This window comes from Parvularcula maris, assembly GCF_024505085.1.
Taxonomy (GTDB): domain Bacteria; phylum Pseudomonadota; class Alphaproteobacteria; order Caulobacterales; family Parvularculaceae; genus Parvularcula; species Parvularcula maris.
The window spans coordinates 77,090-103,097 of sequence record NZ_JANIBC010000004.1; the positions used below are offsets into that span (position 1 = coordinate 77,090).

The following is a 26,008-nucleotide window of genomic DNA, read 5'->3' on the forward strand; positions in this document are numbered from 1 at the left end:
GAGCGAAGTTGAGGACGGGTTTCCGTTCTGCTTCCTCCCCTACGGAGTGGGGGAGGTGCCCGAACGGGCTTTGGAGGCAGTTTGCCAAAGGCAAAACGAAAGGTCCGGGGGACCTTTCGTAGGCGGAAAAGGCTATGGCAGTGGCGTGGAGGGGGCCAGCTTCGTTGCTGAAAGAAACCACGTCCCTTCGCCTAGATGGCTGACTGTCTAACGAACTTGCCTACCTACCCAAGCGGAAGGCAAGCCTTCGGAACCAGACTGCATACGGGGTATCGAGCGATGCGCACTGTCCTTCTCACTGCTTTGGCCGCGACGGTCGCAACCGCATCCTCCGCGAACGGGCAGGACGTTCCGGTCTATCCCACCGAAGCCTTCTTCGAGACCACCAGCTTCAGCTTGGCCGGCTCACCGGGAGCGTGGAGCGCCGATGGCGGCTCGCTTCTTCTGAGCTCAGACGAAAGCGGCGTGTTCAACGTCTACCGCGTCGATGCGAAGAGCGGCGAGCGTACGGCGCTGACCTCTTCGGAGACGAACGCCGCCTTCGCGGTGGGTTTCATGCCCGATGGCGAGGGCTTCCTCTATACCGCCGATGAGGGCGGGGACGAGCTCAACCACCTTTATCTCGGCAGCCCTGAGGGTGAGCCCACGGACCTGACGCCGGGGGGGAACCTCAAGGCCTCCTTCGCCGGTTGGACGGGCGAGCAGGATGCCTTCTTCGTCACCACCAACGAGCGCGACCCCCAGGCCTTCGATCTCTACCGCTACGATGCGGAGAGCCTGGAGCGGGAGCTCGTCTTCACCAATGAGGGCGGCTATGGCATCGCCGCCATCAGCCGCGACGGCTCAATGGCGGCCCTGACCAAGGACCGCAGCTCCGCCGATAACGACATCTTCCTCGTCGAGCTCGGCGAGGGGGCGGAGCCCCGGCTCGTCACCGAGCACGAGGGCAACGTCGCCCACCAGGTCTACGACTTCACGCCGGAAGGGGACGGCCTCGTCTTCGGCTCGGACGAGCGCAGGGAGTACACCGCCGCCTACACTTACGACATCGCCTCCGGTGAGACGGCGCCCCTTATCGAGGCGGAGTGGGACGTCTCCTACCTCTTCTACTCGCCCAGCGGCCGCTACCGGGTGCACGGCGTCAATGCCGACGCCTCCACCGAGGTCACCGTCTACGACCGCGAGCGTGACCGCGAGGTGCGGATGCCGAGGGGGCTGCCCCAAGGCGACCTCGCTCAGCTCCGCTTCTCCCCCGACGAGAAGAAGCTCGCGCTGATGGTCGCGGGCAGCACCTCGCCGTCCAACCTCTACGTCGCCCCCTTCGGCAGGCGCCGGGCCTCCTTCGACCAGCTCACCGATGCCCTCGGCGGCAAGATCGAGCCCGAGCATCTGGTCGAGGCGGAGGTGATCCGCTTCGAGAGCTATGATGGCCTCGAGATCCCCTCGATCCAGTACAAGCCCAAGGGCGCGAGCGCCGAGAACCCCGTCCCGGCTGCGGTCCTGGTCCATGGCGGGCCAGGCGGGCAGAGCCGCACCGGCTACTCGGCGATGGTGCAGCATATGGTCAATAACGGCTACGCCGTCCTCGCCGTGAACAACCGCGGCTCCTCGGGCTACGGCAAGACCTTCTTCCACCTGGACGACCAGAAGCACGGCGATGTGGACCTCAAGGATATCGTCGCCTCGCGCGGCTACCTCGAAAGCCTCGACTGGATCGACGGAGAGAACATCGCTGTCGTGGGCGGCTCCTATGGCGGCTACATGACCATGGCCGCGCTGGCCTTCGAGCCGGAAGCCTTCGACGCTGGCATCAACATCTTCGGCGTGACCAACTGGGTGAGGACGCTGGAGAGCATTCCGCCCTGGTGGGGCAGCTTCCGCGACGCGCTCTATGACGAGATGGGCGACCCCGCGACCGATGCCGAGCGCCACCGCGCGATCTCGCCCCTCTTCCACGCCGATAAAGTGACCAAGCCGGTCCTCATCGTCCAGGGCGCCAACGACCCCCGCGTGCTGCAGGTCGAGAGTGACGAGATGTTCGAGGAGCTGCGCAAGAACGACGTGCCCGTCGAATACGTACTCTTCGACGATGAGGGCCACGGTTTCAGGAAGCGCGAGAACCGGATCGAGGCATCGAACGCCTATGTCAGCTTCCTGGACGAGTACCTGAAATAGCCGCCGGTAAGGGCCTGCCCGTGAAGCTCCTCGTCACCGGCTCGTCGGGCTGGCTCTGCCGCTATCTGATCCCTCAGCTCCGCGCCGCGGGGCACGAGACGATTGGCCTCGACCCGGCACCGGGGCCGCTGACCGATGTCGAGGGTAGCGCTGCGGACCGCCCGCTCGTGGCGCGGCTCTTCGAGGAGCAACGCTTCGGCGGCGTTATCCATACCGGTGCGCTGCACAAGCCCGACATCGCCCGCTATCCGCAGCAGGGCTTCATCGACACCAACATCACCGGCACACTGAACCTTCTCGAGGAGGCCACGGCCCGCCCCGGCTGCCGATTCGTCTTCACCTCCACCACGTCTCTGATGATCAGCCGCGCCATCCGCGAGGAGCGGGGGGAGGGGGCGGTCTGGCTCAACGAGACCCATGGGCCGCTGGAGCCGCGTAACATCTACGGCGTCACCAAGCTCGCGGCCGAGCACCTCTGCCGCCAGCACCATGAGGAGCGGGGCCTGCCCGTCATCATCCTGCGCACCTCGCGCTTCTTCCCCGAGGACGACGACACGCTCGGGCAGCTCGACCAGGAGAACCTCAAAGCCAACGAGATGCTGCACCGGCGGGCCACGGTCGAAGATATGGCGCGGGCGCATCTCGCCGCACTCGACAAAGCAGAGGAGCGGGGCTTCGGCCTCTACCTCGTCACCGCCCCGCCCCCCTTCGAACGCGGTGAGGCTAGCGAGCTGAAGCGCGATGCGGAGGCGGTCATCGCCCGGCACTTCCCCGACGCCCAAACGCTCTACCGGGGCAGGGGCTGGTCGCTGCCGCGCAGCATTGGCCGCGTCTATGACGGCAGCCTGATCGAGCGGGAGCTGGGCTTTACCTACGAGACCCGCTTCGAGGACGTGCTGGAGGCGCTGCGAGAGGGAAGGCCGAGTCCGGTGGCGAACGATCCGAGCTATGTGTCGCCTCTGGTAGATGGTGATGTCTAGGTTCGAATTGAGGGCTGAGGTTGGTTCAGCGCTCACCTCTCCCGTTCACGGGAGAGGTCAAAGGCTTGCTCAGCAAGGCTTTGGGTGAGGGTCTCGGCGAAGCCGTTCTTCAACGCTTACTATCAAGACCTGCGCTCAGAACCCCCTCACCCTCGGTCCCTCTCCCGCGGGCGGGAGAGGGAGGCGGTACTTGCCAAACCTGCGAACTGAAACGCCCTTATGAAACCCGCTGCCCCGCCAAACCATCTTCCCGCGTCGCCAGCGCCCTGCCGATCACCTCGGCTAGCCTGTCCGCCCGGACGGGTTTCGAGACGAAGCCGTTCATCCCGGCGGCCAGAAGCGCTGCCTCCTCGCCCTCCATCGCGTCGGCGGTGGCGGCGATGATGGGCACCTCCGCCCACGGCTCGCCGCTGGCACGGATGGCGGCGGCGGCTTCGATGCCGTTCATCTCCGGCATGTGCTTGTCCATCAGCACCACATCGGCGCCGAAGGCCCGAAGGGCAGCCAATGCCTCACGGCCGTTCTCGGCGAAGCGGGTCCGCGCGCCCATCAGCTTCAGCATCTCGCCGATGACCAGGCGGTTGACCTCGTTGTCCTCCACCACCAGCACGTCGAGACCCCTTAGCGCTTCTCGGTCGAAACCGGCGCCGCTTCTCTTCGCCTCGGGCTCGGTCTCGCTGAGCGGCAGCATGAGGACGAAGGTGCTCCCTTCCGGACCGGTACGTTTGAGGTGGATCTCCCCGCCCAGAAGATTGGCGAGCTGGCGCGAGATCGGCAGCCCGAGCCCTGTGCCGCCGAAGCGCCGCTCGACGCCGCGTTCGGCCTGCTCGAAGGGCTCGAAGATCGCCTCGGCCCGTTCGGGCGGGATGCCGCAGCCGCAATCCCTCACCTCGATCCAGACCCAGCCGGGGCGGGCCTCCAGACCATCGGCGCGGATGCTGACCTCGCCTACCTCGGAGAACTTGACGGCGTTGGAGACGAGGTTGGTCACGATCTGGCGGATGCGCAGCTCGTCACCCGTCACCCAGTCCGGCAGGTGCTCGCCCAGCGTCACGCCCAGGCGCAGGCGCTTGGCGACGGCGTTGCCCGCGAAGGTCTCCCGCACCCCGCGCAGCAGGGCGTGAAGCGAGAGGGGACGGCTCTCCGCCGTCACCCGGTTCGCCTCGAGCTTGGAGAGGTTCAGGATGTCGTCGACAATGCCGAGAAGATGGCTTCCCGCATCGTCGATGGTGGTCAGAAGCTCGCGCTGCCTCGGGCTCAGCGGCTCGCTTCCCTCGCGCAGCAGCACCTCGGTCAGGCCCAGGACGCCGTTCATGGGCGTGCGCAGCTCGTGGCTCATGGCGGCGAGGAAGTCGGACTTCGCCGCCTCGGCCCGCTTGGCCCGGCGGTTGGCCGCTTCGGACTGCTCCAGCGCGGTCTTCGCGGCGAGGCTGACGGCGCAGGCGACGAAGGTGGCCAAGAGGAGCGCGAACACCGCCTGGGTCACCCGCAGCTCCTGCAGCATGCTGAGGCCTGAAAGGAGGCCCGGACTGCCCGGCACGGCGTTCTCGGCCAGGATGAAGATGGCCAGGAGGTTGAAGGGGAGGAGGAAGATGCCTGCCCGCCAGCCGCCGATGAAGCAGATGATCATCGGGCTGATGACGATGTAGGGCAGGAGAGACGTATCGATGCCCGTATTGTCGGGAAGGGCCGGACCGACAATGCCCGCCAGCATGATGAAGGCGAAGAAGACGGCGTAGGACCGATGGCTGCGCAGCCAGCGCAGGCTCACCACCCCGGCTATGCAGATACCGCTGAGGACGAAGCTCGGCAGGTGGTAGAACGACCAGCCGCCGAAGGTGTAGAAGCTCATCGCGACGTTCATCGCCTGCAGCACGGCGAAGCATCCGACGACGCTGTAGCTCGCCCTGAGCTGCAGCACCTCCCAGCCCGTCTTTCGGTCCTCGATGCGCATGAAGCGCTCGAAGGCCCGCCATGCCCTGACGATCGTCACCTTGCCCTGTCCCTCTTTTGTGGGACGCTAGGCGAAAAGGCCTCCTAGGCCGTTAAGAGCGGCTCACTGCCGGAAGATGTGTCGTGCGACCACGTTACCCCATAGGCGACTTGCGCTAAGCGGCTAAAAACCCATCTACTACCATCCAACCGACAATCTGGCATCGAAGAAGACGCGCGCATCCATGAGTACAGAACGCGACGACGAACGCGGGGGCGGCCCCGGCATCGGCACGATCACCAAGGCCGAGCCGAAGACGAAGAAGCCGAACCTCTACAAGGTGATCCTGCTGAACGACGACTACACCCCGCAGGAGTTCGTGGTGTGGCTGCTGGAGGCTGTGTTCCAGAAGGACCGAGAGGCGGCGACCCGCATCATGCTGCATGTCCACCAGACGGGCGTCGGCATCTGCGGCGTCTACACCTTCGAGGTTGCCGAAACGAAAGTGGCGCAGGTGCTTGAACTCGCCCGCCGCAACGAACACCCTCTTCAATGCACGATGGAGAAGGAGTGAGCGTGAAGTCGCTGGACGAACGGGTTGGAGACTATGCGGAGAAGCTGTCCTTGGGCCTGCTGCTCGCAGCCTTTGTCAGTCCCGTTCCGGCTTACGCGCGGGCGATCTTCCTGATCGCCTCTCTTTTTGCGGCCTGCGCGATGGTGGTGATCACGCAGAACCAGGCCGTCAGCAGCACTACAGGAGGTAGTCATGACAGGACCTGAAGCCGTCTTCCTCGTCGCGCTGGCTATGGCCGGAAACGCGGCGCTCTACCTCTACGTCCGGCGCTGGCAGCGCCGCCAGCAACACGAACCGAAGGAGTAGCCCATGGCCAGTTTTGCATCAGGTCTCGAACGGGCCATCCATCAGGCGATCGCCATGGCGACCGAGCGCCGTCAGGAGCTTGCCACCCTCGAACACCTCCTCTTTGCCCTCACCGAGGACGATGACGCGAAGGCGCTTCTCTCCGCCTGCGCGGTGGACATCGCCGAGCTGCGCGAGACGTTGACCGAATATATCGAGGACGACCTCGCAAACCTGGTGGTCGAGGAGCTGGAGGAGGCCAAGCCGACCACCTCCTTCCACCGGGTCGTGCAGCGTGCCCTCATCCACGTCGAGACGAGCGGCCGCGCGGAAGTCACCGGCGCCAACATCATCGTCGCCATCTTCGCCGAGCGCGAGAGCCATGCCGCCTACTTCCTGCAGCAGCAGGGCATGACCCGCTACGACGCGGTCAACTACATCTCCCACGGCCTCTCCAAGAACGGCCAGTCCGCCCCCAAGACCCCCCGCGGCACGGATGAGGACGACGACGCCCAGGCCAAGCAAGGCCCCGAGGCGCTGGAGGCCTACTGCGTCAACCTCAACGACAAGGCGCGGAAGGGCGATGTCGATCCCCTGATCGGCCGCCACAAGGAGGTCGAGCGGGCGATCCAGATCCTCTGCCGCAGGCGGAAGAACAACCCGCTCTTCGTCGGTGACCCCGGCGTCGGCAAGACCGCCATCGCCGAAGGGCTCGCCCGTCAGATCGTCGATGAGGAAGTGCCCGAGGTCCTGGCCGAGGCGACCATCTTCTCCCTCGACATGGGCGCGCTTCTCGCCGGCACCCGCTACCGGGGCGACTTCGAAGAGCGGCTCAAGGCCGTCATCAAGGAGTGCGAGGCGCACCACCACGCCATCCTCTTCATCGACGAGATCCACACCATCATCGGCGCCGGTGCCACCTCGGGCGGCGCCATGGATGCATCGAACCTCCTCAAGCCCGCCCTCCAGCAGGGCACGCTCAAATGCATGGGCTCGACCACCTTCAAGGAGTACAAGCAGCACTTCGAGAAGGACCGCGCCCTCTCCCGCCGCTTCCAGAAGATCGACGTGATGGAGCCCTCCGTGCCCGACACGATCGAGATCCTGCGCGGCCTCAGGCCCGCCTTCGAGAAGCACCACGGCCTCACCTACTCCGACGAGGCGATCAAGACCGCCGTGGAGCTGGCCGCGAAATACATGACCGACCGCAAGCTGCCGGACAAGGCCATCGACGTCATCGACGAGGCGGGCGCGCGGCAGATGCTGTTCGCGGAAGAAGACCGCGCCAAGGAGATCGGCGTCGCTCAGGTCGAGGAGATCGTCGCCGTCATGGCTCGCATCCCGCCCAAATCCGTCTCCAAGTCGGACACGGAGCGTCTCAGGAACCTCGGCGGCGACATCAAGCGTGTGGTCTTTGGCCAGGACGATGCCATCGACGCGCTGTCGGCGGCCATCAAGCTCAGCCGCGCAGGGCTCCGCGAGCCCGACAAGCCCATCGGCAACTACCTCTTCGCTGGCCCCACGGGCGTCGGCAAAACGGAAGTCGCCAAGCAGCTCGCCAAGATGATGGGCGTGGAGCTTCTCCGCTTCGACATGTCCGAATATATGGAGCGGCACACCGTCAGCCGTCTGATCGGTGCGCCTCCCGGCTATGTCGGCTTCGACCAGGGCGGCGGGCTTCTCACCGACGCGGTGGACCAGAACCCTCACGCCGTGGTGCTGCTCGACGAGATCGAGAAGGCCCACCCGGAGATCTTCAACATCCTCCTCCAGGTGATGGACAACGGTCAGCTCACGGACAGCCACGGCAAGAAGATCGACTTCCGCAACGTGGTCCTCATCATGACCACCAACGCGGGCGCCGCCGATGCGGGCCGTCAGGAGATCGGCTTCGGCCGGGGGCGGGCCAACTCCGAGCAGGAGACGGCCATCAACCGCCTCTTCACGCCGGAGTTCAGGAACCGTCTGGACGCGGTCATTCCGTTTGCGGGGCTTTCCAAGCCGATCATCGACCGCATCGTGGCCAAGTTCGTCCTCCAGCTCGAAGCGCAGCTTGCGGACAGAAACGTCACCTTCGAGCTCACCGACGAGGCCACACGCTGGCTCTCCGAACGCGGCTTCGACGAGGACATGGGCGCCCGCCCCCTGGCCCGCACCATCCAGGAACACGTCAAGAAACCCATCGCCGACGAGATCCTCTTCGGCTCCCTACGCTTCGGCGGCGTGGTCAGGGTGTCGCTCGAAGGCGAGAAGCTCGCCTTCGAATACATCCCCGAAGACCCGGCACGGGTCGAGCCCGGTGCGGAGGGTCAGGAAGAGGATGGTGAGAAGGAGCGGGTTGGTTAGCTTTGTTCTTCGACAGAGAAGAGAGCCTCTTCGGGGTTTTGTAGCGCGGAGAGGACGTTCTCTGTCACCTTATCGATGAGTTTCTCCCCCCAGAACGGGTCCTTCATGTCATAATGGATGCAGCGTATATGTTTGAGATCAAAAGGCACGTCTTCGTCATTCGAGGAAACTAGTACCACTGGCTTTCGAAGCGCATGTGCTAGCCCTAGTTCATAAAACACATTTGGATTTCGTGAAGTGAGTTCAGCGATCAAAACTTTCGATTCCACAATTCCACGGTAAATTTGATCAATGATCTTGCCGGTGCCAAAGATATCTGCGTCAGCTCTAATCGGAGTCAGCCCTGCCTGTTTAACGGCAGGTTTATATACAGCTTCATAGTATGTGCCTAAATGACCTCCAAAAGGCATCATTACAAAACAAGTATCGGAACTATTTGGGGTTACTGCCTTTCGAAGCCGGCGTTCCTCCTTCGATGCTACATGTGTTGTGCTGGTTCGATTTTCGCTGACGTCTAGAAGTCGTATTTTTCCGCCAGTCTCGTCCAATAGCTCAGCTAACCGGAGAGTGGAGAAGAATATTTCTGAAAATTCTTCTGTTTTATGCTCTAGTATACCGTACGTATCCATCAGCTTGTTGGCGAAGAACTTGCGTTCAGGAATAAGCTCACCGCGATAGTGCGAGTAGACGTCGGAGATTTCTGGAGCTGTTTGAACAGATGTTCGCAGTCCACTGATCTCATCTTCTCGAGTCTGAGGTCGAAGTATCTGACGAGCGAGATCTGTTAGAGCAACAATACCGGGTCCATCTTCTTTCAGTAAGCCGTACTTTTTTGCCGATCCGACAAGTACCTTAAATGGTCCGTTGCAGCCAACTCCCATATACCGCGCAGCATCCTCTACCGAGCAAGGCTGACCGGCATTCTGTTCTAAAATTGATCGAGGTATTCGAAGTGCCTGTTCGAGGGTATCCCTCGGATATTTGGATGGGTTCTTCTTAGTCACTCGTTTGGAATCGGATGCTGGCTTCTTTCTCGTCGCGGTTTTCCGTTCGCTCTTGCCAGAATCAATTTCAAGTTCGTCTCGGAGCTGTTCATTCTTTTTTTGTTCGTCATCCATCTCGGTAAACAAGTCCATCATTCTGGTTCCGCGAATCGGTCACTCGCTTGGCTTATGCCGAAGCCGCTCGAAGGTCTTCGCTGTTGTATTTACTGGTGTTCGGTGGGCGCTACAACCTGCCGTAGCAAACCTAAGGCGCGAGGAGCGCAATACACCGCTGTCCTGGTTGATGGTGCATGGCGGCATCGCCTTCATGCACCTGACGGTCCGCCTTTCCGCGTAGGGCGGTCAGCCCCGTAGGAACTGGCCGCGTTGCTGCGGTGGCGGCTTGGCGCTGGTAGCCTTTCGGTTTCGCGGCGGAGGGTCTGGTTCCGTAGGGTGGACGCTGGCAGGCGGCCACCCTGCGGCGGTGGTGCTTGGTGAGGTGGCCGCTGCTCGCGTCCACCCTACGGGTTGGCGCCTTTGGCTAGGTGGCCGCCTCCTGCGTCCACCCTACGGGCTGCGTTCTTTGTTTGTTCGTTGGGTGCCGGTCAGCTACGCCCCTCCCATGCAACGCTACAGGCGCATCTTTGCCGAGGGCGGGACCTTTGCCTTCACGGTCTGCCTGAAGGACCGCCGCTCCGGCCTCCTGACTGAACGGATGGATGATCTGCGCGCGGCCTTCCGGGCCATGCTGTCGGTTCATCCCGTCCGGATCGAGGCGATGTGCGTCATGCCGGACCATCTGCATACGGTGTGGCGGCTGCCGGAGGGCGATGCGGACTACCCGCTTCGCTGGCAGCTTATCAAACGCCGCTTCGCGGGCCGTATCGGCGCGAAGGTTTGGCAACGCCGCTACTGGGAGCACACCATCCGCTCGGAGAAGGACCTGACGAACCACATCAATTACGTCCACTACAACCCGGTGAAGCATGGGCACGCGCGCGACATGGACGACTGGCCGCACTCCTCCTGGCACCGATGGAAGGTGGAGAGCGGTCACACCTGGGAGATGCCGCCGGAGGGGTTGCACCTGTAGGGTGGACGCGAGCAGCGGCCACCTTGCGGCGGCCGGTCCAGGGAAGGTGGCCGCCTGCCGGCGTCCACCCTACGAACTTATCCCCCGGCCTCCACGCTCTAGGGGCCACGGCCGACCTTAGAATAGACAAACACCCGAGCCGTGGCCACGCCCGCGCGCTTCCTGCCCTTTTGAGCCGCCTTCCCGCCGGGGAAGCGCGGGTTCTCGTGCTGGCTCCGCCGCACCTTTCCAATTCCCCCCCGCTCCCCTATCTGCCCTCCATGAGGTGCCCATTCTGCCAGAGCGACGACACGCAAGTGAAGGACAGCCGCCCCGCCGATGACGGCACGGCCATCCGGCGCAGGCGTCTCTGCGGCTCCTGCGAGGCGCGCTTCACCACCTTCGAGCGGGTGCAGCTTCGCGAGCTGACCGTGCTGAAAAGCTCGGGCCGCAAGGCGGCCTTCGACCGGGACAAGGTGACCCGCTCGATCCAGATCGCCACCCGCAAGCGCGACATCGACCAGGACACGATCGAGCGCACGGTCAGCCAGATCGTGCGCAGCCTCGAGCAGTCCGGCGAGACGGAGATCGAGAGCCGCGCCATCGGCGCCGCCGTCATGTCCGCCCTCAGGGATATCGATGACGTGGCCTTCGTCCGCTACGCCAGCGTCTACAAGAACTTCACCGAGGCCTCCGACTTCGAAGGCTTCCTACGCGAACTGAGCAAGTGAACCAGAAAACCGATACCTACGCCAAAAGCCGCCGTGAGCAGCGCACCCTCGCCCGCCTCGGCGCGGTGCAGGCCCTCTACCAGATGGAGCATTCGGGCCAGGGGGTCGACGCGATCGTGCGCGAGTTCCAGCACCACCGCCTGGGCTCCGAGCTCGACGGCGAGGCGATCCGCGAGGCCGATGACGAGTTCTTCGCCGACCTCGTGCGCGGGGTGATCGACGCGCAAAAGCCGATCGATCCGCTCATCAACCGGAACCTGCGCGAGGGCTGGAGCCTCAAGCGCCTGGACGCCACCGCCCGCGCCGTGCTGCGCTGCGCCGCCTATGAGCTTGTGCGCCGCCCGGACATCCCCGCGCCCGTGGTGATCGACGAGTATGTGGAGATCGCCAACGACTTCTTCGGTGAGGGCGAGCAGGAGCCGCGCTTCATCAACGCCGTGCTCGAAGCCTCGGCAAGGCAGGCGCGGCCCGACGAGTTCTAGGCCCCGGCTCGTGGACGAGTTCGGCCTCATCGCCCGCTACTTCGCCCCGCTTGCGGGGGAGGGGGCGGAGGGCCTGACCGACGACGCGGCCGAGCTAGGCGGCATGCTGATGACCAAGGACGTGCTGGTCGAGGGCGTGCACTTCCTGAAGACCGACCCGTTGGACCTCGTCGCGCGGAAGGCTCTGCGGGTGAACCGCTCGGACCTCATCGCCAAAGGCGCGCGGCCCGAAACCTATGCCCTCGGCCTGGTCTGGCCCCAGGATACGCAGGAGAGCGACATCGCCGCCTTCTCAACGGGCCTGTGGGCGGAGCAGAAGGAGTGCGGCCTCGCCCTCCTCGGCGGCGACACGACCAGGGGCGCGCAGACGGTCGTCAGTGTCACGATGTTCGGCAGGCCCCTAGGACCGCGCATCACGCGCGCAGGGGGCGAGCCGGGGCAGGGCCTCTACGTCACCGGCAACATCGGCGACGGCCTTCTAGGACTGGAAGCCGCAAAGGGTAGTCCGTCAGCGGATGATGAAGAAGCCATGCCCTACCGCCTGCCGTCCGTTCCTTCGGGGGCGGAGGAGCTGGTAGCCCGCTTCGCCAGCGCCAGCCTGGACGTCTCCGACGGGCTGGTCGCGGATGCCAGACACATGGCTGAGGCTTCGAAGCTACGGCTGGTCATCGACGTCGACCGCGTGCCTTTCTCCGCAGCCGGAATGGAGGCACGCCGCGCGGGCAGGCTCGCCGAGCTCCTAGGCGGCGGGGACGACTACCAGACCCTGTTCCTCAGCGGGGCTGAGGAGAAGGAGCTGCAGCAGGAGGCCCATCGGCTCGGGCTGCGTCTCAGCCATATCGGCCGGGCTGAAGAAGGAGAGGGTGTGGGTCTCCTCATGCGCGGCACTCCCTGGAAGGCCGACATCAAGGGGTACAACCACTTCGCCTGACCCCCTTGTTGCGCCTGACCGAAAGCTCGCTAAAAGAACCCCAGCGGTCCCGTAGCTCATCAGGATAGAGCGACAGATTCCTAATCTGTAGGTAGTAGGTTCGAGTCCTACCGGGATCACCATTTTCTTTGGCACTACCGCTCGCTCGCGCTCGCTACTTGAGTGCGTGTTCCGGCTCGGGGTTGCCCCCCTCGCCTTCACCGTCCGATCCCTTTCGGCAGCATGGCCGCCTCACGCAGAACTGACCCCGCCCCCCTCCCTTATGCTATCATGGCGCGGCACAAGGTTCTCTGACCGAAGGGGACCCCTATGACCGAACGTGCCGACAAGCTGCTCCGCCCGCTACGCACGGAGCTGGAGCGCCTGCGCAGCAAGCTCGACCGCGACCCGCTGGCGAACCCCGTGCGGCGCCTGTCCTTCGAGCTGAGCCAGGACATCGAGGCGGGCAAGCTGTCCCTGGACGACACCCAGGCCATGATCGAGGCGCTGGCCTGCGAGGCGGCGTCGGCGCGCAAGGACCGGGGGGTAGCCTACCTCGCCGAGGCGGGATCGCTGGGAGAGGTCGCTGCCCGGATCGCCGGTGCCGCTTCATCGGCCGAGGAGCTGGAGAAGCAGCTAGCAAGACCGGTCGAGACCATCGTCTTCACCGGCCACCCCACCTTCGCCATGAGGCGGAAGGGGGGCAGGGCGCTGCGCGGCGAGGCCCCTATCGAAGAGGCGACCGGCATCCGTGCCGGGATCACCCTGGCCGAAGAGCATGAGGAGGCGCGCAACACCCTCAGCCGGGCTGCTGATGCTGTAGTGGCCTGCGGCGAGGCCATTGTCGAAGCCGCCGAGCAGAAGTTCGGCAGCGCCGACTTTATCCCCGCGCCGCTTGGGCTGGCTACATGGGTGGGGTACGACCTCGACGGGCGGCAGGACATTGGCTGGCCACAGATCATCCGCCACCGCCTGACCGAGAAGGTGGAGGCGCTGGAGGACTACGAACGAAGGCTCTCGGCCCTGGACGGCAAGGCCGATCTGAGTGGCCCGCTCGCGACGTTGCGCGGCGCGGTCGCGCGGGCGAAGGTCGAGCTGGCACTATTCTCCGACGACGAGATGCTCCGTACGCCCGAAGGGCTTGCCGGGGCCGCCAACCAGCTGACCGGGGAGAGCGAGGGAAGGCTGACCAGCACGGCGTCCTTGATCGAGGAGCTCCGCCGTATCGCCAGCGCGGCAGAGGGTACGGGCAAACGTAAGCTCCTCGCCATTGCGGGGCTGATGAAAGTGCGCGGCCTCGGGCTGGGCGAGATACACTTCCGCCTCAATGCCTCGCAGATCAGAAACGCCTCCCGCGCCCTCATCCCGATCAGCCGCGATGCGGATCTTTTCGGCCATGCGGCTCTCGGGCAGGTGGGCGAGGCGATCGCCGACGTATCGCCGCTCTCGGTGAATTTCGGCACGCTGGCGTCGGAGACATCCTCCGCCCGCCGCATCGCGATCCTCGCCAAGCAGATCCTCAAGCATATCGACGAGGATACACCCATCCGCCTGCTGATCGCCGAGTGCGAGAACCCCGTCACCGTGCTGACGGCCATCTGGCTGGCCAAGCGCTACGGCGCGGAAGACCGGCTCGACATCTGCCCGCTGTTTGAGACGGCGAGGAGCTTCGAGCGCTCCCGCCGCATCCTCTCGGTCCTTTTCGCCCAAGAGGCTTACCGCGACCAGGTACGGAATCGGGGCCGCATCTCCATCGAGGCCGGTTTCTCCGATGCCGGACGGTTCATGGGGCAGCTCCCCGCCACCCTCGCCATTGAGAGGCTGCAGATCCAGCTTGCCGAAGAGATGCAGCACCACGGCCTGGAAGGGCTGGAGGCGGTCATCTTCAACACCCACGGCGAGAGCATGGGGCGGGGCGGACACCCCGCCTCGATCATCGACCGTAGCCGCTACGCCATGACGCCCTTCGCCCGCCACCGCTTTGCCGAGGCCGGCATCCCACTCTCGCACGAGATCAGCTTCCAGGGCGGCGACGGCTATGCCTGGTTCGCCTCGCCCGAGGCGGCGGAGGCGGTCGTGGCGGGGCTTCTGGCGGGACGCGAGGTGCCGGGCGGCGCTGCGGATGATCCGTTCTATGACAATTACGAGGCAAGCCTCGACTTCTACAACACCATTCGTTCGGAGCAGATGGACCTCTTCGGTGAGGAGGCCATGGTGGCCGTTGCGATGGGTCCGGGCCTCTCGCTCCTACCTCCTGCGGGCTCGCGCAAGACCAAGCGCCAGTTTGAGCGCTCTGGCGAGGAGGAGCGCAGCCTGCGCCAGATCAGGGCCATCTCCCACAATGGCAGCCTGCAGCAGATCGGCTACACGGCGAACATCCATGGCGGAGTCGGCGAGGCCATCGGCATGGAGCCTGAAGCCTATACGGAGCTTTTTCGAAACTCTGACCGCTTCCGTAGGCTGATGAGCCTCGTGGCTCGCTCCGCCGAGCTGTCGGACATGAAGACGCTGATCGCCTATATGAAGCTCTATGACGGCAGCTTATGGGCGACGCGGCCGATCTCCGGGCTCGAGCCGCAGCTCGAGAAGGCCTGCGGCGATCTGGCGGCGCATCTCGTCGGTGACCGGCGCTATTTCGCCGCGCTGGAGCTCGCCGCCCGCCTGCGACCCGGCGCCATCGCGCTGAAGCGGGGCCTCAAGGAGATGGGCTTCGAGCGGACGGGCCCGGCGCCCCTCAATCTCGATCTTCTTCACGCGCTGCGGTTGGCGTTGATGCAGCACATGTTCCTCCTCGGTGCACGCTTGCCGGTGTTCGCCAGGGCAGGGGGTTTCTCCCGTCGGGAGGTCCTGGCTGAGATCCTGGCCCTCGACGTGCCCCGCGCCGTGGCGCAGCTCCGCGAGGGTTTCCCTCAGCGTACCGACCGTGACTATGCGGATCTTTTCGAGGAACAGGCCGACCACGACGACGGCGAGACTGGCTACGCCGCCATCGAGCTGGACACCATCGCGCCGCTCGAGCGGGCCTTCCAGCAGTGCCGGGAGATCAGCCTGGCGGTGGCCCACCACTTTGGGGCGCATGGGTAGATGCTGGCTCCCCCTCCCCCTTCCATGGGGAGGTGCCCGAAGGGCGGAGGGGGACTTTCAAGAAGCGCCTTCGCCAGTTGCTGCTCCCCTCTGACCCCTACGGGGCCACCTCCCCTGAAGGGGAGGAAGCGGCAGCCTCACGCCACATCAATCAGATGGCTGGCCTCGGGCAGGTCCTCACCGAATGCACGCTGGTAGAACTCCGCGACGAGGGGCCGCTCCAGCTCGTCGCACTTGTTGAGGAACGTGACCCTGAAAGCATAGCCGATATCGCCGAAGATTTCCGCGTTCTGAGCCCAGGTGATCACCGTCCGGGGGCTCATCACAGTGGAGATGTCGCCCGCCATCAGCGCGTTTCGGGTCATGTCGGCGACGCGGACCATGGCATCCAGCGTCCTGCGGCCCTCCGCGGACTGATAGCCCTCGAGCTTGGCGGCGACGATCTCGGTCTCCTCGTCGTGGTCGAGATAGTTCAGCGTGGTGACGATCGACCAGCGGTCCATCTGGCCCTGGTTGATCTGCTGGGTGCCGTGATAGAGGCCGGTGGTGTCGCCGAGGCCGATCGTGTTGGTGGTGGCGAACAAGCGGAAGCTCGGATGAGGCTTCAGCACCTTGTTCTGGTCGAGCAGCGTCAGCTTGCCTTCGGCCTCGAGCACCCGCTGGATGACGAACATCACGTCCGGGCGGCCCGCATCGTACTCGTCGAACACCAGGGCGACCGGACGCTGGAAGGCCCAGGGCAAAATGCCCTCTTTGAAGGAGGTGATCTGCTTGCCGTCCTCGACCACGATGGCGTCCTTGCCGATCATGTCGATGCGGCTGACATGGCTGTCGAGGTTGATCCGCACACAGGGCCAGTTGAGCCGCGCGGCCACCTGCTCGATATGGGTGGACTTGCCCGTGCCGTGATAGCCCTGGACCATCACCCGGCGGTTATGCGCGAAGCCCGCCAGGATCGAGAGCGTGGTCTGCGGGTCGAAGCGGTAGGTGGGGTCCACCTCCGGCACGTGCTCCCCGCCCTCGCGAAAGGCGGGAACCACCATGTTGGACTTGATGCCAAAGACTTCCGCCGCGGAAACCTCGGTGTCCGGCTGGCGGGCGGGATCGACGTCGCTCATGCGCACTCCTTCGTTACGCCCCGTCTTTCAGGCCCGCACCGGAATGTCCAGTGCGGCAGAAAGAGCGGGGCGGGAGGGGCGGGAAGCTACCGCCCGGCGGCTGCGAGCTGCTCGTCCCGGATGGAGCGGAACTCGTTGCCCTCGTACCAGTTGGGATCGTCACCCGACTGGTCGAGGTCGAAGCCTACGGCCGCGAGAATTTCCAGAAGCTGCACCATGCCGGAGAGGTCCCAGTCCTCCGAGTACTCGTCCGAGGGGTTGTGGTAGGGACCGGTGGTGTAGGCGCTGGCGAGCTGCTCGCCTGCCTGGATACCGCCTTCCTTCAGGTCCGTGCCGCCGTCCACATAGAGCATCGGCACGCCGCGCTTGGCGAACTCGATATGGTCTGAGCGGTAGAAATAGCCGTTCTGCGGCGAGGGGTCGGGGGAGAGGGTCACGCCCTCCCGGCCCGCGACCTCGGTAAGCACGTCCTCCAGCTCCGAAGCGCCGAAGCCCACCACGGTGAGATCGTTGCTCTCACCCGCGGGCAGCACGGCGTCGATATTGAGACCGCCCACCATGCTGGCGAGGGGCACGGGCGGCGAGGAGGCGAAGGCTTTGGAGCCGAGGAGCCCGGACTCCTCCGCCGTGACGGCTAGGAACAGGTGCGAGCGCTTCGGCTGAACGCCGCTATTCGCCCAGGCCTCAGCGATGGCGAGAAGCGCCGCCGTGCCGGTCGCGTTGTCCACCGCGCCGTTATAGATGCCGTCCTCGCCTGCGTCGATCAGGGCCTGATCCATGCCGAGATGGTCCCAGTGGGCGGTGTAGAGGATGTACTCGTCCGGCGCCTCGGTGCCGCGCAGCACGCCTGCGACATTGGCGCTTTCGGTCTCCTCCAGGGTTTGGGCGAGATCGGCAGAGAAGGTGACGCCCTCCATGGCGACGGGCTCGAACCCCGCCTGGGTGGCGGCTTCCTCAAGCTCCGCGAAGTCGAGACCCGCCTCGTCGAACATGGCCTCAGCCACCTCGAGCGTCACCCAGCCTTCGAGCGCCACGGGCTGGGTCTCGTCGGGGTTTCTCGGCAGGTTAAGCTGCGGGCCTGACCAGGAGCCCTCGACCACGCCCCAGCCGTAAGCGGCTGGCTCGGTCTGGTGGATGATGATGGCGGCCTCGGCGCCCTGGCGGGCGGCCTCCTCATATTTGTAGGTCCAGCGGCCGTAATAGGTCATGGCGTTGCCGCCGAAATCCTCGCCTTGCTGGCGGAAGCCGGGGTCGTTGATGAGCATCACCACGGTCTTGCCCGCAGCGTCGATGCCCTCGTAGTCGTTCCAGCCATACTCGGGCGCGACGACGCCGTGACCGACAAAGACCACCTCGCTGCCTTCGATGGAGAGGGAGGTGTCGTCGCGCTTGGTCCAGAAGACGGCCTCCGGGCCGTACTCCAGCGGGCGCTCGCCGCTCGGCAAGGTGAAGCCGACCGACGAGGCTTCAGGGTCCAGGGTGCGGCTGACCAGGGTCACCATATGCTCGTAGCTGCCCTCCAGGGGCTCGAGCCCGGCCTCGGCCATCGCTTCGGCGAGGTAGCTGCGGGTCTTCATGCCGCCGGGGGTGCCGGGCGCACGGCCCTCGAAGCTGTCGTCGGAGAGCGTCGCGATATGCTCGCGCAGCACGGCCTCCTCGATGACCAGGGGCGAAGCAGCGGCTTCAACGGCAGTCTCCGGCGCCGCCTCATCGGCAGGGCGCTCGTCTGTCGCCGCTTCGTTCTCGCTACCGCACGCGGCCAGCGCCATAATCGTTATGCCTAGAAGCAGCTTTGTCTTCATCGTGATTCCTGCTGATATACTTCGCTGAGAAGGCTGATAATCGCGTGCGCGGGCTCAACGCAAGCCGGGCGCACCGTCCCAGGGAGGCAGGCATGGAAGAACAAGCGCTCACCGACGTCGTGGTCATCGGCGCCGGGCTTTCCGGCATCGGCGCCGCGAGCCGCCTCAAGATCCACCTGCCCCACCTCTCGGTCCGTATTCTCGAGGCGAGGGACGCGATCGGCGGGACCTGGGACCTCTTCCGCTACCCCGGCATCCGCTCGGACAGCGACATGTACACCCTCGGCTACCCCTTCAGGCCCTGGCACCTGCCCAAGGCGCTGACCGACGGCCCCTCGATCAAGAGCTACATCGAGGGCACCGCCGAGGAGTACGGCCTGACGGACAAAATCGAGTTCCGCTCGAAAGTGACCGAGATCAGCTTCAACTCCGAAGAAGCGCTCTGGACTGCCAAGGTCAAGCGCGAGGACGGCAGCACCGACATTGTCCGCTCCCGCTTCATCGTCTCGGGCGTCGGCTATTACGACTATGAGCGCGGCCACGTGCCGATGATGGGCGGCGAGGAGGATTTCGCGGGTGAGATCTTGGAGCCCCAGTTCTGGCCCGAAGACCTCGACTATACCGGCAAGAAGGTCGCCGTGATCGGCTCGGGCGCCACCGCCGTCACCATCGTGCCCGCCATGGCCGAGGGCGGGGCGGAGATGGTGACGATGATCCAGCGCTCGCCCACCTATATCGCCTCGCTACCCGCCAAGGACCCGTGGTTCGACACGGTCAGCAAGGTGCTGCCCCAGAAGGCCACATACAAGTTCTTCCGCCTCAAGCGCCTCGCCATGGGCACGCTCACCTACCAGCTCTCGCGCCGCTACCCCCAGTGGATGAAGAAGCAGATCCGTAAGGCCACGGAAGAAGCGCTAGGCGGCAAGCTGCCGGTCGAGCCGCACTTCACCCCTGCGTACAACCCCTGGGACCAGCGCTTCTGTCTCGTGCCGGACAACGACCTCTTCGAGGCGATCAAAGAAGACAAGGCTACCGTCGTCACCGGCGGCATCGACCGCTTCGTGCCCGATGGCATCCGTATGGAGAGCGGCGAGGTGATCGAGGCCGACATCGTGGTCAAGGCTACCGGCCTGAAACTCAAGCCGCTGTCGGGCATGAAGGTGTTCGTGGACGGGGAGAGCCGTCCGTTCTCGGAGAGCTTCATCTATAAGGGCTTCATGTTCACCGGCATGCCGAACTTTGCTGGCATGTTCGGCTACACCAATGCCTCCTGGACCCTGAAGACCGATCTTGCCGCTCGCTACTTCTGTAGGCTGATCAAACTGATGGAGGAGAAGGGCGCGGACATCATCGTGCCCGATTACGGCACGCGCCGTCCCGAAGAGTTTCCCGCCATCGACCTCAACTCCGGCTATGTGAACCGGGGCATCGAGCTCTTTCCCAAGCAGGGCGGGGCGAGACCCTGGCGCAACCATCAGAGCTACTTCTCCGACTATGTCGACACCAAGTTCGCGAGGCTCGATGACGGGGTCATGCAGTTCAAGGAGAAAGAGGTTCGTCCGGCGCTTCTGGAAGCCGCCGAATGAGCTCTCGAGGCGCTGCCGTCATCACCGGGGCGGGCAGCGGCATCGGCCGCGCCCTAGCCCAGCTCTGCGCGAGCCGCGGCTACGACCTCGTGCTCTACGACATCAACGGCGAGGAGCTCGAGACGTGCGCTGAAGAAGCCAGGCGCCAGGGCGGCAGGGTCTCCTCCCGCGTGCTCGACGTTCGCGACGAAAGCGCCATCGCGCAAGCCGCCGAGGAGGTGTCGCAGGAGCACGGCTCGGTCGCGCTCCTCTTCAACAATGCAGGCGTGGCGCTCGGCGGACGGTTCGAGGACACGACCCCCGAGGACTATCGGTGGCTGATGGAGATCAACCTCTTCGGCGTCGTCAACATGACCAGGAGCTTCCTGCCGCTTCTTCGAAAGCATCAGCCCAGCGCCAGGATCGTCAATATCAGCTCCATCTTCGGCATCATCGCACCGGCAGGCCAGACGGCTTATTCTGCGGCGAAGTTCGGTGTGCGGGGCTTCTCCGAAGCGCTGCGGCACGAGCTCGAAGATACCTCCGTGGGCGTCACGGTGGTTCATCCCGGCGGGGTCGCCACCAACATCGCCAAGCGCGCCAAGCTCTCACCAGGCATCACCGAGGCGGAGCACAAAGAGGCGTTAAAGCGTGCGGAGAAGTCCCTCGTCATGCCGCCGCCCCGCGCCGCCGAGATCATCCTGGACGGTGCGGAAGCAGGTAAGAAGCGGGTGCTGGTGGGCAACGACGCTCGCTTCGCGGCGCTGGTGCAGCAGCTTCTGCCGGTGGGCTACTGGGACGTTCTCAAGCGGAATGCGGGTTTGAGGCTACCTAAAAGGGAGGAGAGCTGAGCTCCGACCCTCAGCCTTTCCCAGAACTCATCCGCGGGCTGAGACTATATACCGGCCCGGCGCGAACAGAAGGGTGAAAGGAGTTCAGCCATGAACCTCAAGACCTTCTCCGCCCTCATCGCCCTAGGTGCCGGTGCGGCTTTCCTGCCGCAGACCGCATCCGCCCAACTCGCGACACCCGCCGCCCCTGCGAACCAGCTCGCCGGCGGCGACCTGATCATCGAGACGCTGGTGGACGACAAGGGCCGCGCCTTCGCGGTCTACAAGGCAGACGGCAAGATCCTTGGGAAGGAGCGGATCGGGAGCGTCAAAGGCGACCGCTTCTTCCCCCGCCGGAACTCGCGTTTCTATGGTAGCGTGCACGGCTTCGACCACGGTTTCATCGGTGCCAAGGGCCTCCACGGGCGCAAGTTCTACGGCCATCGCGGCTTCTACGGCCACCGCGGTTTCAGCCGACGCGGGTTTCGAAGCCGAGGCTTCGGAGGCAGAGGTTTCGGGGGTCGCGGCTTCAGGCACTAACCTGAAGTCCTCGGATCCAAGTAACCGCAAGCATCGGCGGGGCCGAACCCATCGAGTTCGGCCCCATCGGCAGTCCGCGTCGAGCAACTACCTATGATTGCAACGGCTTATGCTGTGACGTTACCAGTTCCTCATGGTTCCCTTTTGCGATAGGTGCTAGGGTTTGATGCACAGGGGGATGGAAGGAGGTCGCTATGACCATGAAGACTGTCCTGATCCTTGCCTGTGCGGCGGCGATGTCGCTCGGGGCGTTCTCTGGGTCCGCCGAGGCCCGTCACCGTGACGGCGGTGTCGATCTCGTGCTTCGCATCGGCTCCGGCACGATCGTTCCGAGCCTCTGGTACAATAACGGCTACGGCTACTACCACCAACGCTACCACCCGCGCTCGCGCTTCAGGCACGGCTTGCAGACCCGCACACGGATCACCCGCGGCGGCTTCGTCGAGAGGATCTATATCAGCCGAGGACGGATCATCGATACCGAGATCGTCGGCAGGGTGGACCGCTACGGTAACAGCCGCTTTTTCCGCAACGACCGCCGCTTCGCAGGGCACCGCGGCAGAAACCTCTGGTACTACAATGATTGGTACGATGACAGTTTCCGCAGGTCCGGGCGCCATAGCCGTGACCGCTGGGCCTATGACGACCGCCGTGACCGCCGCCGCGACCGCTACGATGACCGGCGCGACCGCCGGGACGACCGTTGGGACAGGCGCGACGACCGTAGAGACGATCGCTGGGACAATCGCGACGATCGCCGTGATGACCGCAGGGACAGCCGCCGCGACCGTAGAGACGGCGAGGTAAGGGGCCGGGTCATGCCTTCGGACGACACGCTCGACCGGCGCCTCGAAGGAGGCCGAAGGGGCCGAGCCGAAATCCTCGAGAACGAGGAAGACTTCCGGGCAAGGAACAAAGGCGACGGCGTCACCGGTCGTGTTGTGTACCCCGACTAGAAACGTCTTCGCCTTTAAGGGGAGCGGCGGCGCGGAAGGGTCTCCCCGCGCCGCCGCCTCTTGAGCCTTTGCGGAACCATCATCCTACGAGACCGTTGGCCTTCCAGAAACGACGGAGATTGCCGTGCTGGAAGTCCTGTTCCTTCTGATAGGCGGCAACCCAAGGGGTTTGTGCGGGTTGGCTGACCTTCTTCCCAGCGCCGAACAGGCGCCGTTCGTTCAGACGTTCTCTATAGGAAATCTAATAGACGGCTCGCCCAGCCCTTATATCCGTGCGGAGATCGACGGGCAACCTGCGTTCTTCCTCCTTGACACGGCAGAGCATATCTCCTTCGTCTATCCCGAGGCGGTAAGTCGCTCGCAGGATGAACCGCTGCCCTCGCGCGATGATGTTGACTACTGCTCCGTGGTCAGTAGCCAGCGAGCAGAAGTAAGTTTTGCCGGAGACGAAGCGAGAGAGCTACCGATCGCCGTCGAAGGGTGCGGCACCGAACAACGCTATCAGCACGGCATTTCCGGCCACTACTCCGTAGGCAGTCTCGGGGTTTGTGGGTGTGCAGTGCTGAACCTGAAAGCGCAGACCCTGACCCGGATGAGCGAGCCTGACGCCTGCTCCGCATGGGAGCCGTTTCACGCGATGCAGATGTCGCAGTTCAACGAGGGGTCGGAAGCTGTTCACATCGACGCCTCGTTCGGCGGCCATACTGTAACGACGGTCGCCGCCACCGGGCTTATCTATCAGCAGATTCCGACAGAGCTGTTCGACCTGTTGTTGAGCGAAGGCAAGCTAAACAGCGTTCGAGTTCGCGAAAACGGTCTTCGATCAGCGAAGGGACCCATCGAGTTCAAACTCGGTAGCTATACCACGACGCTGCCTGGGGTCAGGGAGTCAGACGACGAGATGGCGAAGATCGGCATGGAGATCCTCCAAGGCAGCACCATCATGTTCCGCCACGACGGCATGGTCGGTATCCGGTTTGCAGACTGAGGGTCAGTGCTCAACCTATGCCGCGCTGAGGAAGCTGGCGATCACCTTCTTGTTGCCGACCTCGTCGAACTCCACCTCGAGCTTGTTACCCTCGGATCGCATGACCGTCCCTAGGCCGAACTTCTTGTGGCTGACGCGCTCGCCCTTGCAGAAGGTCTCGTCGCCGGGGGCGGAGGAGGCGACCAGGCGCGCTGTCCCTTCGATGGACGGATCGGCGTTGCGCTTGCGTCCATGCTGGCGGGCGCGCTTCCAGCCGGGGGTCTCGTAGCGCGAGGAGGTCTCCTCGAGCACGAGGTCGGCAAAGCGCGACTGGGCGGGCATTTCTTTCGCCGAGACGCCGTAAAGGCCGGGTTCGGAAAGAACGTCAACCTGATCCTCCGGCAGCTCGTCGACGAAGCGGGAGGGGAGGGCGTTCTGCCATCGTCCGTAGACCTGCCTGTTGGCAGCAAAAGAGATCCGGCAGCTCTCCCGCGCGCGGGTGATGCCGACATAGGCGAGGCGCCGCTCCTCCTCGAGCCCCGCATTACCGCTTTCATCGAGGCTGCGTTTGGAAGGGAAGATCTCCTCCTCCCAGCCGGGCAGGAAGACCACCGGGAACTCCAGGCCCTTGGCGGCATGAAGCGTCATCAGCCAGACCTGTCCGTCCTCGGAGTCGCTCGTCCGCTCGGCCACGAGGCTGACATGGTCGAGATAGCCCTCCAGCGTCTCGAACTCGGAGGCCGCGTTGACGAGCTCTTTCAAGTTTTCGAGCTTCGAAGGAGCGGAGACATTCTTCGAGTTCTTCCAGTAGTCCGTATAGCCTGACTCCTCCAGCACCATCTCGGCGAGGGGGGCGGGGGCAGTCTTCTCCGCCTCCTCACGCCAGCGCTCCAGGCTTGCGAGGAAAGCCATCATGGCGGTCTTCGCCTTGCCCTTCAGCTCGTTCGTCTCCAGCATGAGCTGGCCGGCGGCTGCGAGCGACATGCCGTTCTGGCGTGCGATGACGCTGAGCTGGGTCAGGGTCTTGTCGCCGAAACCACGGCGCGGCTTGTTGATGATGCGGCTGAAGCTGAGATCGTCGGCGACGTTCCGCACCAGGCGCAAATAAGCGAGCGCGTCCCGCGTCTCCTCCCGCTCATAGAAGCGAGGCCCCCCGACCACCTGGTAGGGGATGCCGTTGGTGTTGAAGCGCTCCTCGAAGGCGCGCATCTGGAACGAGGCGCGCACCAGGATCGCCATATGCGAGAGAGAGCGGCCCTTCATCTGCTCCGCCTCGATGTCCTCGGCAATGGTCCGGGCCTCTTCTTCGCCGTCCCAGACGCCGCGCAGCTTGATCAGCTCGCCGCCGTCCTGATCGGTGAACAGCGTCTTGCCCAGGCGGCCCTGATTGTTGTCGATGACGGCGCTGGCCGCCGCCAGGATCGGCGCGGTGGAGCGGTAGTTCTGCTCCAGGCGGATCACTTTCGCGCCGGGGAAATCCTTCTCGAAGCGGAGGATGTTCTCGACCTCCGCGCCGCGCCAGCCATAGATCGACTGGTCGTCATCCCCCACCACGCAGAGGTTCGGCACCTCGCCGTCACCGCCCTTGGCGAGAAGCCTGAGCCAGAGATACTGCGCCACGTTCGTGTCCTGATACTCGTCCACCAGCATGTATCGGAAGCGGCGGTGGTACTCCGCCTGCACCTCTGGCTCGCGCCGGAAGATCGAGATGTTGTGCACCAGGAGGTCGCCGAAATCGGCGGCGTTGAGGGTCATCAGCCGCTCCTGGTACTCCCGGTAGAGAGCAATGCCCTTGCCGTCGGCGAACAGGTCCGCCTCGTGCGGGGGCAGGTCCGAGGGCGTCTGCCCCTTGTTCTTCCAGCCGTCGATGACGGCGGCAAGGCCGCGCCCGGTCCAGCGCTTCTCGTCGAGGCCCGCCGCCTCGATCACCTGCTTGCAGAGACGGATCTGATCGTCCGTGTCGATGATGGTGAAGCTCGGCTTGAGCCCGACGATCTCGGCGTGACGGCGGAGGATGTTGGCCGCGACTGAGTGGAAGGTGCCGGTCCAGCGCAGGCCCTCCAACTCCCCGCCGACGAGCTTGCCGATCCGCTCCTTCATCTCGCGCGCGGCCTTGTTGGTGAAGGTGACGGCGAGGATCTCCCAGGGCTTGGCCCGCTGGGACGCAAGGATATGAGCGATGCGCGTCGTTAGCGCCTTGGTCTTGCCCGTACCGGCCCCCGCCAGCATCAGGACAGGTCCTTCGGTGGTCAGCACCGCCTCGCGCTGCGCCTCGTTCAGCCCTTCGAGGTAGCTCTCCTCGCTGACATCGATCCGGTGCTCTTTCGGGGCGGCGCCGCTCATGGCGCGCTGGGATAGGGAAGCCATGGTGCTCCTATAACGGATTCAGAACGCTTCGGGAACGCAGCATCGGCAAACTTCCGCTCCTGTCCCAGGCTGAACCAGGCGTTGTGGATAACTTCCCACACGACCGGAACACCGCAAGAACACTGGTGGTTTGCCCTTGCTGAGAAGCATCGAGCCAGCCTCGGGAGGGCCTGTTCTGCTGTTTGCTCTTGTTTTGTTCTCGTGTGTCTGCGAACGAGGGGAGAACAAAGAGGGTTTGAACGATGAATATGATCAAGGACTGCGCTGGTTTTGCAACGCTTCTCGTGCTCCTCGCCGCGGCCGTAGCG

Annotated in this window: 20 protein-coding genes and 1 tRNA gene; 16 read left to right on the forward strand and 5 right to left on the reverse strand. The window is 64.5% G+C overall.

Annotation, left to right across the window (positions count from 1 at the left end; translation table 11 throughout):
- Window positions 1-279: 279 nt before the first annotated feature.
- Both NOG11_RS07380 and NOG11_RS07385 read left to right on the forward strand, forming a co-directional pair.
- Window positions 280-2,175, forward strand: a complete 1,896-nt coding sequence (locus NOG11_RS07380) for a S9 family peptidase (protein WP_256619080.1) — start codon at window positions 280-282, stop codon at window positions 2,173-2,175.
- 20 nt (window positions 2,176-2,195) lie between these two features.
- Window positions 2,196-3,155 carry an NAD-dependent epimerase/dehydratase family protein gene (locus tag NOG11_RS07385; protein ID WP_256619081.1) on the forward strand — a complete coding sequence of 320 codons (960 nt, stop codon included), beginning with the start codon at window positions 2,196-2,198 and terminating at the stop codon, window positions 3,153-3,155.
- A 217-nt stretch (window positions 3,156-3,372) separates the two neighbouring features.
- Here the strand turns inward: NOG11_RS07385 and NOG11_RS07390 are convergent, their stop codons facing one another.
- On the reverse strand, window positions 3,373-5,148 hold the full coding sequence (locus NOG11_RS07390) for an ATP-binding protein (RefSeq protein ID WP_256619082.1): 1,776 nt from the start codon (window positions 5,146-5,148) through the stop codon (window positions 3,373-3,375).
- A 184-nt stretch (window positions 5,149-5,332) separates the two neighbouring features.
- Here NOG11_RS07390 and clpS point away from each other — a divergent pair, with 184 nt between their 5' ends.
- The 3 genes from clpS to clpA all read left to right on the forward strand — a co-directional run bounded on the left by clpS (window position 5,333) and on the right by clpA (window position 8,293).
- Window positions 5,333-5,662, forward strand: coding sequence for an ATP-dependent Clp protease adapter ClpS (gene clpS, locus NOG11_RS07395; RefSeq protein WP_256619083.1), 330 nt, complete (start codon window positions 5,333-5,335; stop codon window positions 5,660-5,662).
- A 2-nt stretch (window positions 5,663-5,664) separates the two neighbouring features.
- Window positions 5,665-5,868: a hypothetical protein gene (locus NOG11_RS07400; RefSeq protein WP_256619084.1), complete on the forward strand. Its 204-nt coding sequence runs from the start codon at window positions 5,665-5,667 to the stop codon at window positions 5,866-5,868.
- Between the two features lie 103 nt (window positions 5,869-5,971).
- Window positions 5,972-8,293 (forward strand): ATP-dependent Clp protease ATP-binding subunit ClpA, encoded by a 2,322-nt coding sequence (clpA, locus tag NOG11_RS07405; RefSeq protein ID WP_256619085.1) that lies wholly within the window; start codon window positions 5,972-5,974, stop codon window positions 8,291-8,293.
- On the opposite strand, the gene NOG11_RS07410 is transcribed toward clpA, so the two are convergent.
- Window positions 8,290-9,432: a TIR domain-containing protein gene (locus tag NOG11_RS07410; protein WP_256619086.1), complete on the reverse strand. Its 1,143-nt coding sequence runs from the start codon at window positions 9,430-9,432 to the stop codon at window positions 8,290-8,292. The two genes, clpA and NOG11_RS07410, sit on opposite strands and share 4 nt — an antisense overlap.
- Before the next feature lie 466 nt (window positions 9,433-9,898).
- Between NOG11_RS07410 and NOG11_RS07415 the strand changes: the two genes are divergently transcribed.
- The 6 genes from NOG11_RS07415 (at window position 9,899) to NOG11_RS07440 (ending at window position 15,555) form a co-directional block, all read left to right on the forward strand.
- Complete coding sequence (locus NOG11_RS07415; RefSeq protein WP_256619087.1) at window positions 9,899-10,369, forward strand: REP-associated tyrosine transposase; 471 nt, start codon at window positions 9,899-9,901, stop codon at window positions 10,367-10,369.
- Window positions 10,370-10,629: 260 nt separating this feature from the next.
- Entirely contained in the window at window positions 10,630-11,079 is a 450-nt protein-coding gene (gene nrdR, locus NOG11_RS07420) for a transcriptional regulator NrdR (protein WP_256619088.1), read from the forward strand.
- Window positions 11,076-11,561 carry a transcription antitermination factor NusB gene (gene nusB / locus NOG11_RS07425; protein ID WP_256619089.1) on the forward strand — a complete coding sequence of 162 codons (486 nt, stop codon included), beginning with the start codon at window positions 11,076-11,078 and terminating at the stop codon, window positions 11,559-11,561. The genes nrdR and nusB overlap by 4 nt, the downstream gene beginning before the upstream one ends.
- A 10-nt stretch (window positions 11,562-11,571) precedes the next feature.
- Complete coding sequence (gene thiL, locus NOG11_RS07430) at window positions 11,572-12,492, forward strand: thiamine-phosphate kinase (protein ID WP_256619090.1); 921 nt, start codon at window positions 11,572-11,574, stop codon at window positions 12,490-12,492.
- 45 nt (window positions 12,493-12,537) lie between these two features.
- Window positions 12,538-12,614: transfer RNA gene (locus NOG11_RS07435), tRNA-Arg, on the forward strand.
- A 187-nt stretch (window positions 12,615-12,801) separates the two neighbouring features.
- A complete protein-coding gene (locus NOG11_RS07440) occupies window positions 12,802-15,555 on the forward strand; it encodes a phosphoenolpyruvate carboxylase (RefSeq protein ID WP_256619091.1) in 2,754 nt (917 codons plus the stop codon).
- A 137-nt stretch (window positions 15,556-15,692) separates the two neighbouring features.
- Here the strand turns inward: NOG11_RS07440 and cobS are convergent, their stop codons facing one another.
- Both cobS and NOG11_RS07450 read right to left on the reverse strand, forming a co-directional pair.
- Window positions 15,693-16,673 (reverse strand): cobaltochelatase subunit CobS, encoded by a 981-nt coding sequence (cobS, locus tag NOG11_RS07445; protein WP_256619092.1) that lies wholly within the window; start codon window positions 16,671-16,673, stop codon window positions 15,693-15,695.
- Between the two features lie 86 nt (window positions 16,674-16,759).
- On the reverse strand, window positions 16,760-18,475 hold the full coding sequence (locus tag NOG11_RS07450) for a M28 family metallopeptidase (protein ID WP_256619093.1): 1,716 nt from the start codon (window positions 18,473-18,475) through the stop codon (window positions 16,760-16,762).
- Between the two features lie 92 nt (window positions 18,476-18,567).
- On the opposite strand from NOG11_RS07450, the gene NOG11_RS07455 reads away from it, so the two are divergent.
- The 5 genes from NOG11_RS07455 (at window position 18,568) to NOG11_RS07475 (ending at window position 23,354) form a co-directional block, all read left to right on the forward strand.
- Window positions 18,568-20,061 (forward strand): flavin-containing monooxygenase, encoded by a 1,494-nt coding sequence (locus NOG11_RS07455; RefSeq protein WP_256619094.1) that lies wholly within the window; start codon window positions 18,568-18,570, stop codon window positions 20,059-20,061.
- Window positions 20,058-20,891, forward strand: a complete 834-nt coding sequence (locus tag NOG11_RS07460) for an SDR family NAD(P)-dependent oxidoreductase (RefSeq protein WP_256619095.1) — start codon at window positions 20,058-20,060, stop codon at window positions 20,889-20,891. The genes NOG11_RS07455 and NOG11_RS07460 overlap by 4 nt, the downstream gene beginning before the upstream one ends.
- A gap of 90 nt (window positions 20,892-20,981) precedes the next feature.
- On the forward strand, window positions 20,982-21,410 hold the full coding sequence (locus NOG11_RS07465; protein ID WP_256619096.1) for a hypothetical protein: 429 nt from the start codon (window positions 20,982-20,984) through the stop codon (window positions 21,408-21,410).
- A gap of 194 nt (window positions 21,411-21,604) precedes the next feature.
- Window positions 21,605-22,366, forward strand: coding sequence for a hypothetical protein (locus tag NOG11_RS07470; RefSeq protein ID WP_256619097.1), 762 nt, complete (start codon window positions 21,605-21,607; stop codon window positions 22,364-22,366).
- Between the two features lie 124 nt (window positions 22,367-22,490).
- Window positions 22,491-23,354, forward strand: a complete 864-nt coding sequence (locus NOG11_RS07475) for a hypothetical protein (protein ID WP_256619098.1) — start codon at window positions 22,491-22,493, stop codon at window positions 23,352-23,354.
- Between the two features lie 15 nt (window positions 23,355-23,369).
- Here NOG11_RS07475 and NOG11_RS07480 read toward each other — a convergent pair whose 3' ends face one another.
- A complete protein-coding gene (locus NOG11_RS07480) occupies window positions 23,370-25,700 on the reverse strand; it encodes an ATP-dependent helicase (protein ID WP_256619099.1) in 2,331 nt (776 codons plus the stop codon).
- Window positions 25,701-26,008 lie beyond the last annotated feature (308 nt).

What these genes read in the sequence shown, in the direction of transcription:
- NOG11_RS07380 (WP_256619080.1), top strand. Translation starts at nt 280, where the DNA reads ATGCGCACTGTCCTTCTCACTGCTTTGGCCGCGACGGTCGCAACCGCA.
- clpS (WP_256619083.1), top strand. Translation starts at nt 5,333, where the DNA reads ATGAGTACAGAACGCGACGACGAACGCGGGGGCGGCCCCGGCATCGGC.
- clpA (WP_256619085.1), top strand. Translation starts at nt 5,972, where the DNA reads ATGGCCAGTTTTGCATCAGGTCTCGAACGGGCCATCCATCAGGCGATC.
- NOG11_RS07410 (WP_256619086.1), bottom strand. Translation starts at nt 9,432, where the DNA reads ATGATGGACTTGTTTACCGAGATGGATGACGAACAAAAAAAGAATGAA.
- NOG11_RS07415 (WP_256619087.1), top strand. Translation starts at nt 9,899, where the DNA reads ATGCAACGCTACAGGCGCATCTTTGCCGAGGGCGGGACCTTTGCCTTC.
- nrdR (WP_256619088.1), top strand. Translation starts at nt 10,630, where the DNA reads ATGAGGTGCCCATTCTGCCAGAGCGACGACACGCAAGTGAAGGACAGC.
- NOG11_RS07440 (WP_256619091.1), top strand. Translation starts at nt 12,802, where the DNA reads ATGACCGAACGTGCCGACAAGCTGCTCCGCCCGCTACGCACGGAGCTG.
- cobS (WP_256619092.1), bottom strand. Translation starts at nt 16,673, where the DNA reads ATGAGCGACGTCGATCCCGCCCGCCAGCCGGACACCGAGGTTTCCGCG.
- NOG11_RS07450 (WP_256619093.1), bottom strand. Translation starts at nt 18,475, where the DNA reads ATGAAGACAAAGCTGCTTCTAGGCATAACGATTATGGCGCTGGCCGCG.
- NOG11_RS07455 (WP_256619094.1), top strand. Translation starts at nt 18,568, where the DNA reads ATGGAAGAACAAGCGCTCACCGACGTCGTGGTCATCGGCGCCGGGCTT.
- NOG11_RS07460 (WP_256619095.1), top strand. Translation starts at nt 20,058, where the DNA reads ATGAGCTCTCGAGGCGCTGCCGTCATCACCGGGGCGGGCAGCGGCATC.
- NOG11_RS07465 (WP_256619096.1), top strand. Translation starts at nt 20,982, where the DNA reads ATGAACCTCAAGACCTTCTCCGCCCTCATCGCCCTAGGTGCCGGTGCG.
- NOG11_RS07470 (WP_256619097.1), top strand. Translation starts at nt 21,605, where the DNA reads ATGACCATGAAGACTGTCCTGATCCTTGCCTGTGCGGCGGCGATGTCG.
- NOG11_RS07480 (WP_256619099.1), bottom strand. Translation starts at nt 25,700, where the DNA reads ATGGCTTCCCTATCCCAGCGCGCCATGAGCGGCGCCGCCCCGAAAGAG.